Origin of the sequence: Pseudaestuariivita atlantica (assembly GCF_001205715.1) — a bacterium.
Classification (GTDB): Bacteria; Pseudomonadota; Alphaproteobacteria; order Rhodobacterales; family Rhodobacteraceae; genus Pseudaestuariivita; species Pseudaestuariivita atlantica.
The window spans coordinates 1-7,677 of the sequence record NZ_AQQZ01000031.1; the positions used below are offsets into that span (position 1 = coordinate 1).

9 protein-coding genes and 1 riboswitch are annotated in these 7,677 nt (G+C 59.7%); of the genes, 5 read left to right on the forward strand and 4 right to left on the reverse strand.

Going from position 1 to position 7,677, the window contains the following annotated elements; translation table 11 throughout:
* Positions 1–45: 45 nt before the first annotated feature.
* The 5 genes from ATO11_RS20750 to ATO11_RS20770 are packed head-to-tail and all read left to right on the forward strand — an operon-like array spanning position 46 to position 4,060.
* On the forward strand, positions 46–729 hold the full coding sequence (locus ATO11_RS20750) for an ATP-binding cassette domain-containing protein (protein ID WP_050532827.1): 684 nt from the start codon (positions 46–48) through the stop codon (positions 727–729).
* A complete protein-coding gene (locus ATO11_RS20755; protein ID WP_050532828.1) occupies positions 723–1,448 on the forward strand; it encodes an ABC transporter ATP-binding protein in 726 nt (241 codons plus the stop codon). The genes ATO11_RS20750 and ATO11_RS20755 overlap by 7 nt, the downstream gene beginning before the upstream one ends.
* Positions 1,445–2,383: an ABC transporter permease gene (locus tag ATO11_RS20760; protein ID WP_082176569.1), complete on the forward strand. Its 939-nt coding sequence runs from the start codon at positions 1,445–1,447 to the stop codon at positions 2,381–2,383. The genes ATO11_RS20755 and ATO11_RS20760 overlap by 4 nt, the downstream gene beginning before the upstream one ends.
* On the forward strand, positions 2,376–3,170 hold the full coding sequence (locus tag ATO11_RS20765) for an ABC transporter permease (RefSeq protein WP_050532835.1): 795 nt from the start codon (positions 2,376–2,378) through the stop codon (positions 3,168–3,170). Before ATO11_RS20760 ends, ATO11_RS20765 begins: the two co-directional genes overlap by 8 nt.
* Positions 3,167–4,060: a DMT family transporter gene (locus ATO11_RS20770; protein WP_050532830.1), complete on the forward strand. Its 894-nt coding sequence runs from the start codon at positions 3,167–3,169 to the stop codon at positions 4,058–4,060. The genes ATO11_RS20765 and ATO11_RS20770 overlap by 4 nt, the downstream gene beginning before the upstream one ends.
* Before the next feature lie 7 nt (positions 4,061–4,067).
* On the opposite strand, the gene ATO11_RS20775 is transcribed toward ATO11_RS20770, so the two are convergent.
* Genes ATO11_RS20775 through ATO11_RS20790 form a run of 4 tightly spaced genes read right to left on the reverse strand, consistent with a single transcriptional unit; the run spans position 4,068 to position 7,255 of the window.
* Positions 4,068–5,078: a FecCD family ABC transporter permease gene (locus tag ATO11_RS20775; RefSeq protein ID WP_423212727.1), complete on the reverse strand. Its 1,011-nt coding sequence runs from the start codon at positions 5,076–5,078 to the stop codon at positions 4,068–4,070.
* Positions 5,079–5,130: 52 nt separating this feature from the next.
* Entirely contained in the window at positions 5,131–6,066 is a 936-nt protein-coding gene (locus ATO11_RS20780) for an ABC transporter substrate-binding protein (RefSeq protein WP_050532832.1), read from the reverse strand.
* Positions 6,063–6,863 carry an ABC transporter ATP-binding protein gene (locus tag ATO11_RS20785; RefSeq protein ID WP_050532833.1) on the reverse strand — a complete coding sequence of 267 codons (801 nt, stop codon included), beginning with the start codon at positions 6,861–6,863 and terminating at the stop codon, positions 6,063–6,065. The genes ATO11_RS20780 and ATO11_RS20785 overlap by 4 nt, the downstream gene beginning before the upstream one ends.
* Positions 6,860–7,255 carry a DUF1636 family protein gene (locus tag ATO11_RS20790; RefSeq protein ID WP_050532834.1) on the reverse strand — a complete coding sequence of 132 codons (396 nt, stop codon included), beginning with the start codon at positions 7,253–7,255 and terminating at the stop codon, positions 6,860–6,862. Before ATO11_RS20790 ends, ATO11_RS20785 begins: the two co-directional genes overlap by 4 nt.
* 119 nt (positions 7,256–7,374) lie before the next feature.
* A riboswitch (cobalamin riboswitch) is annotated at positions 7,375–7,589 on the reverse strand.
* Positions 7,590–7,677 lie beyond the last annotated feature (88 nt).

Below are 7,677 nucleotides of genomic sequence, written 5' to 3' on the forward strand. Positions count from 1 at the left end.
CCCGACCGAGACCTACTGGATCAACCACGAGACACGCTTCGCTGAATGACGATTAAAGTCCATGGCTTGAGCGCCGAACGCTCAGGCCGCACCATCCTCTATCCCACGAATGTGGACTTCAAGCCCGGCGAACGCGTCGGGCTTGTCGGCGCTTCAGGGTCTGGCAAGTCGACCTTTGGGCATGAGCTGGTGGACGCACTGCGCGCGCAAGGGGCGAGCGTGGCGCACGTCCCGCAAAGCCCGGATGAAGCGCTCGACCCCCTGCGGTCGATGGCCTTCCATTGGCGGGAAGCGGGGTGGGCCTTGGGTCTAGCCCCGAATGACGCGCGCCGCGAGATGTTGTTCAAGGCCCTTCAGATCGAGCGCGGCGATTTACGCAAACGTCCCTGGGGCTGGAGCCGTGGGATGCAGCAGCGATTTGTCATTGCCATGGCTTTGATCGGTACGCCTGACCTGTTGGTGATGGACGAGCCTACGTCCGCGCTTGACCCGGTGGTCGCGGCGGGAACAATGGATCTTCTCGAAGACTGTCTGAAAGACCGGCAAACTGCGCTCTTGCTGATCACGCACGATCTGGGGCTTGCCGCACGCCGGGTCGCGCGATTGATGGTGATGGATGCCGGGCGCATTGTGGAGGATGCACCGACCGAAGCGTTCCTCGCATCTCCGAAAACACAAGCTGCCAAGGCCCTTTGCGCGCACCGGAATTGGCTGGAACTGCCATGCTGACGGTAGATAACATCTCTGTGCGGCGTGGCGTTTCAACGACGCTCCAGGAGGTTTCATTCTCACTCGAACCGGGACGCACGCTGGCGGTGGTGGGCGAAAGCGGTGCGGGCAAGTCCACCCTCATCAGCGCAATCCTGGGGCTGGTCCGCTGCTCGGCGGGTCGCGTGTCGTGGAATGGTGCACCGGTCTCGCAGTGCCGCCCTGCGCTTGTGATGCAGGAACCGCGCGCGGCCTTTAATCCGCGCCTGTCGCTCCGTCGCTCTGTCATGGAACCTGTCGTGGCCCAAAACATGGGCGTGGAGTCGGATCGGTTGGCAACGCTTTGCCACGCTCTTGAAGTTCAACCCGACCTTCTGGACCGGCGTCCGGATCAGGTGTCCATCGGACAGGCACAGCGCATGGGTATTCTTCGCGCGCTCATCGCCGCCCCGCCCCTGGTGCTGTTTGATGAGCCGCTGTCCGCCCTTGATGCCGTCACGCAAAAACACACCGCACGTCTGATCGCAGAAATGCAGGAGCAGGAAGGCTTTGCTGCACTAATCGTGACACATGATCTGGGATACGCGGCTGCATTCGCAGATGAGATTGCTGTGCTGCGCGCGGGCCGGATCGAAGAATTAGCAACTGCACAAGCCTTTGTCGAAGCCCCACAGACCGACTATGGCCGGATGCTCCGCGATGCCGCCTTCGCCCTTGGCGCACTGGAGCGTGTCGCGTGATTTCCGTCTTTGTCGGGCTTATGCTGCGCGCTGTGGTTGTTCTGACCGGGGCTGCATTGGCGACATTCGCTCTCTTGTGGCACGCGCCGGGTGATCCTGCCCTCGCGATTGCAGAAGCGCGCTATGGCCAAAACGTCTCCAAAGAGGTTTTGGATTTCATCCGAGCCGAAGCCGGGTTTGAAGACGGGTTCTGGACGGCGTTTTGGGCCTGGCTCGCCCCGCTTATGCAGGGTGATTTTGGTCAGTCTTCCGTCAATGGCAGAGACGTTTGGCCTGATCTGGTGACAGCCATGTCCTACACGTTTCCGCTTGCGCTCGTCAGCTTGGCGCTCGGCTTGGCTGTCTCAGTCCCACTTGCCCTGATCGCCACACGCAGACCCGGCAGTTGGCTGGATCGCGGGGCCGTGGCCCTGGCCTCGGTCGGGGTTGCCATCCCGGCGTTCTGGCTCGGATTGTTGCTGATCTTGCTCTTCGCCGTGCAGCTTGGCTGGTTGCCTGCCATGGGGGCTGAAACGACCACACACAGCATCTTGCCTGCAATGACGCTGGGGTTTGGTGTTGCTGCTTCGCTGACGCGGATTATCCGTTCGGGCATTTTAGAGGCACGCGGACAACCTTTCCTGCCAGCCTTCACCAGACGGGGCGTCGCGCGCCGCGATGTTGCCCGTGACCATATCGCCCCTCACGCTGCGGTGCCCGTCGTGACGGTGCTCGGTCTGGAACTTGCCTTTCTGCTCGAAGGGCTGGTCGTGGTCGAGGTGATCTTTGCGCGACCCGGTCTAGGGAGCTTTCTCGTAAACGCCATCTTTGCGCGCGATTTCCCGAAGGTGCAGGCGGTCGTCTTACTCGCCGCCGTCATCTTCGTGTTGGTGAACCTTGCTATCGACATGATCTATCGCAGCCTTGATCCCAGAGTGAGTGGCCGCGATGCGTAGCGTTTATGTTCTGATCACCGTTTGCGCGCTGCTTGCGATGTTCGGCCCGATGCTCGCGCCTCATGATCCGACGGCCATCAATATTCCAAACCGGCTTCAACCGCCGGGTGGGAAATGGCTTCTAGGCACGGATGCGCTTGGTAGAGATATCCTCTCCAGGCTTCTGCACGGTGCGCGCTGGTCACTTGGACTGGCTTTTGTGGTTTCGCTGCTCGGACTGATCATTGGCACAACCATCGGTCTGATCGCGGCTCAGGGTGGGCGGGTGGCCGATTGGATCGCGATGCGTGCCACCGACCCGTTTCTAGCCTTTCCCGAGCTTATCGCGGCCGTGGTCATCGCGGGTGTTCTGGGGGCGTCCACTGCCTCTCTCATCTTCGCTCTCACCGTGACAGGCTGGATGCGCTATGCCCGGGTGGCGCGCGGCATTGGTCTGTCCGTAAGCAATAGGGGATACGTTGTGCAAGCACGGCTTGCGGGGCTTTCGCCGCTTGCCATTGCGTGCTGGCACTATCTGCCGTCGCTCCTTCCGTCGCTGACCGTTGTCTGGACAGGAATGCTTGCCCGCGCGATCTTAGGTATTTCAACACTTGGGTTTTTGGGGTTCGGTGTGCAACCCCCTATGCCGGAGTGGGGAACGATGCTCCTGGATGCGCGGATTCACATGCGCTCCACCCCGCTGCAAATGATCTTGCCGGGGCTGTGTGTCGTTATCGCGGTCCTTGCGATCAATCTGGCTGGCGATGCCCTGCGGGATGCGCTCGCAGTGCAGGATGCAAAGACTTGACACGGCCTGACAACCCATCGATTGGGATCGCTCTGCGTATTCTGTCGGGCATCTTGTTCACCGGCATGGTCGTTTGTGTGAAAGCCCTGAGTGATGCCGCACCGCTCGGACAGATCGTTTTCTTCCGATCCTTCTTTGCGCTTATACCATTGGTGATCTTTCTGATGCTGCGGCATGAATTCCCGTCCGGTTTGCGCACATCACGTCCAATCGGCCATCTTGTACGCTCCTTCTTCGGTGCTGCAGCGATGTTTACGTCTTTCGCCTCGGTGGCGCTGCTGCCAATGGCCGAAGCAGTTCTGCTGGCACAACTCGCTCCGGTGCTAACGGCAGTCACGGCGGTGGTGGTGCTGTCCGAGCGGCTCACAAAGTGGCGCGTGTTCGGTCTCGCCTTTGGGCTGGCGGGTGTTCTGGTCCTGGTCTGGCCTGACATCGGAGGCGGCACGGTCGATGCGCGCCGGTTGCTCGGGATCGGTCTGGGGCTCTTAACAGCGCTGCTGACTGCCTTCGCGCTGATCATGGTGCGCAGCTTGACACGAACCGAGAGCCCCGGGGCCATCGCCTTCTACTTCGTGGTGGCGTCCATGGCGGGTGGCATAGTGACCCTGCCGTGGGGCTGGGCATTCCCTGATACTCAGACGCTCATGTTGCTGGTGCTTGCGGGTCTCTTCGGTGGTTTCGCGCATATCGCGATGACGCTCTCGTTCAGCTATACCGAGGCCTCCCGGCTAGCACCCTTCGAATACGTAGCGCTTCTTTGGCCGGTTCTGGCGGATTTGCTCATCTTCAATCTACCACTTGGAACGAGTTTTCTGTTTGCGCTCCCGCTTGTCTTGTTAGGTGCAGCGATTGCAGCCTTTGAGAAAAAACGCAAAGACGCACCTAGCTAGCGGACCATCAGCCAAAAGACTTTCTGCGTCCCAACAGCCAAACGAAGAAGACCCCACCGACCAGTCCGGTCACAATCCCGATAGGCATGTCTTCCGGGGCCATGATCGTCCGGGCGGTAATGTCAGCCCAGAGGAGGAATACCGCTCCAAGCAGGGCGGAGCCGGGCAAGACACGGGCGTAGTCGCCGCCGACCAGCATCCGCACCACATGCGGCACCATGAGGCCGACAAAGCCGATAATCCCGGAAAAAGCGACCATCACGCCGGTGATCAGTGCACCGACGACAAAGACTGCCAGGCGAAACCGTGCAACTGGAATGCCAAGGGTCGATGCCGTTTCATCTCCTACTGTCACGGCGTTCAAATCCTGCGCCTTCCACATCAGCCATGCCGCGCAGGCCACGAGGATGATCAGCGGATAGATCAATTGACCCCACTGCGCGAGGCCGAGGCCACCCAGCATCCAGAAGACGACAATATGGGTCGCCTTGGGATCCGCTAGGAAAATCAGGACGTTCGCGCAGGCCATGATGATGAATGACACGGCGACACCGGCAAGAACTAGGCGATCGGCGCTTGTCGCATCGGCAAAGCGTGAGACGCCTAGGACAATGAATGTCGTGCCAAGCGCCCCGGCGAAGGCGAGCAGGGGGACGGTCAACAGGCCAATAAAGAGGCCAGTGTGCAGCAGGGCCAGGATTGCCCCGAACGCACCGCCAGAGGAGATACCCAGGAGATGCGGATCGGCCAGCGGGTTGCGCGTCACAGCTTGCAGACTTGCCCCGACCATCGCCAGACCAGCCCCCACCATCGTGGCCAGCAATGCCCGTGGGAACCGGATTTCCCAGACAATGGCCTCCCGGCTCCGCGACCATGTTTCTTCGACAAGGCCAGGTGAGAGTTTATTGAGGATAACGCCCCAAACTGTACCCAAGGGGACGGGGACCGCCCCGACCGAGATGGCAAGAGAGAGCGAGATCACAAGTAGGATCACCCCACCGACAAGAAAGGCGGGCATACCGCCAAGCTTGCGGGACACCTGTGCGCGGTTTGTGATCTCACTCATCAGATCATTCGGCCCAGAAGGCTTCGGCCAAGGTCTTGATCGCCTGGATGTTACGCGGCCCCGGCGTGGCTTCGACATATTCCAAGGTCACAAAGCGATCATTCTTAACCGCGTCCAGATCGGCGAAGGCCGGGTTGGACATCATGAACGCGCGCTTCTGTTCGGCGGTCACTTCGCCATAGTTCACGATCATGATGACTTCTGGATTGCGTTCCACAACTTCTTCCCACGTCACGGTCGCCCAGCTTTTCTCGAAATCGTCCATGATGTTGATACCACCTGCGGCCTCAATCAACGCGGTCGGCATGGCGTAGCGGCCAGCGGTGAAGGGTGTGTCTTCACCGCTGTCATAGACGAACACGCGCAGCGGTTCACCGGTTTCCAGTCCATCTGTGAAGGCGGCGAGGTCTGCGCGGTAGCTATCGACCAGTTCGGCGGCTTTGTCTTCAACATCGAAGATCACGCCAAGGTTCATCAGGTCAGCATACATCATGTCGATGCTGGCCTTTTCGGTCTCCATGATGTGGGTGCAGGATTCGGTCAGTTCGTAGACCGCGATACCGAAGGGTTCCAGCGTTTCGGGGGTGACTTCGCCACCCACCTTCATGCCGTAGTTCCACCCCGCAAAGAAGAAATCGGCGTCGGCCCCGACGAGTACTTCTTTCGATGGATACCTTGCCGAGAGCTCGGGAAGCTCTTCGACACCGGCCCTCATTTCTTCATCGAGGGTCTTCCAGCCAGAGATACCAGTATAGCCGACCATCCGATCAGCAAGGCCAAGGACGAGCATCATCTCTGTCAGGTTCACATCGTTCGATATCGCCCGTTCGGGTGGCGCATCGAAAGTGATAGTACGGTCGCAGCTTTGCACGGTCGTTTCCGCAGCGGCGGCACCGGCAGCGATAATCAGTGTGGTTGATGTCAGGAGGAGTTTCTTCATGTGTGTGTTCCCTGTTTCTGAAGATGGAATGTGAGGTGATCAGTGTTGCTGCGGGAAAGCTGTTCCCGCCGTGCCATGACCTGGAAAGCGTCAGAGACTGCGGCCTCTGACAGCACCTGATCCGGCGGACCGAAGCCCGCGGTTTGGCCGGATTGGATCAGCAGTACATCGTCACAGACACCAGCGGCGAGGTTCAGGTCATGCAGCGATGTCACGATGGTGAGTGGTAGGTTGCGGATCAGGTCCAGAACCTCCAACTGATGGCGAATGTCGAGATGATTTGTTGGCTCATCGAGGATCAGCAGTTGTGGCTCCTGTGCCAGGGCCCGCGCAACCATCACTCGTTGGCGTTCCCCACCTGACAAGGTGCCCAGATGGCGGTCGCCCAAACCATGTAGGTCAAGCCGATCCAATGCATCATCAATAACGTCTTTATCATGAGAACCGGTGCTTCCACCGAACCCACGCCTGTGTGGTGTGCGGCCCAAGGCCACGATCTCTCCTACGGTCAGTGCAAAGTCGCTGGGCTGTTCTTGCAGCACGGCCGCGATGCGTTGTGCTACAGACCGTGCCGAAAGGGCCCAGATGTCGTCACCGTCTACGCGCACGGTGCCGGTTGTCGGGCGATGAAACCGGTACAACAACCGCAACAGCGTCGTTTTCCCGGCTCCGTTTGGACCGACGATCCCCAGAACCCGTCCAGCTTCCAACGCAAAGCTTGTTGATCGCAGCAACGTACCAGCGCCGCGTCCCGGCGACCATGACAGGTCCTGCACAGAGAGGGTGGCGGCGCTCACGAGGCCCCCACCTCATCTTCTTCGATGGCCATGATCGCGGCAGGAACGCGGGCCAATGTGGATTTCCGCAGCTTGCCGGGGCGATCCACCGACGAACACCAGCCGTCATGCAGATAAGCATATTGCTTGGCGAAGGTCACAAGGTCGTCGATATCGGCCTCTGGATCAATATCGCCGAAGAGATATGTCGCCTTCTTAGTGCCGTGATAGGCGACCGTACATGGGTGATCACAGCCCGCCATGCAGGCCACGCCTGATATCTCGAACGCCTCTGGGACGGCATCTCCGGCTTCGGCAATGGCCTGCCGCAGACGCTCGATCAGTTCATAGCCGGGGCGGCACTCGGTGCCTTTGTGCCGACAGGATGTACAAATTGTAATGCGATGATTCATCAGGCCCTCCGCCTCTCAGACGGGCGAAGGAAGAACCATGTTGTGGGCGGTGAAACCGCTTTGCCATCATATGCTCCTGACCAGGCACCCCGCCTGCATCGTGTTGAAACGCCGACATGCGATACATGTCGGTGATGGCAGGTCTCCTGACTTGCGGGTCGCGGCTTCCCCAAACCTTCCCGGACAAATCATCCAGTGGCTCACATCGGGGTCGCTCACCGCTCACAGTTGCGGGGGCAGTCACGGATTTGGTGCCTGTAGGCTACGCCGCACCGTGTTCCCTTTTCATCTCATTTGCCTTGGGCAGTTGAGAACCATCGAAAGGACAAGAGACGATTAAGATGGGAAGGTCAACAGTTGTATGAGACGACCATTTTGGCTCTTTCACCGACTACCGCCTCGGCAAAAACGGTGGATGCTGG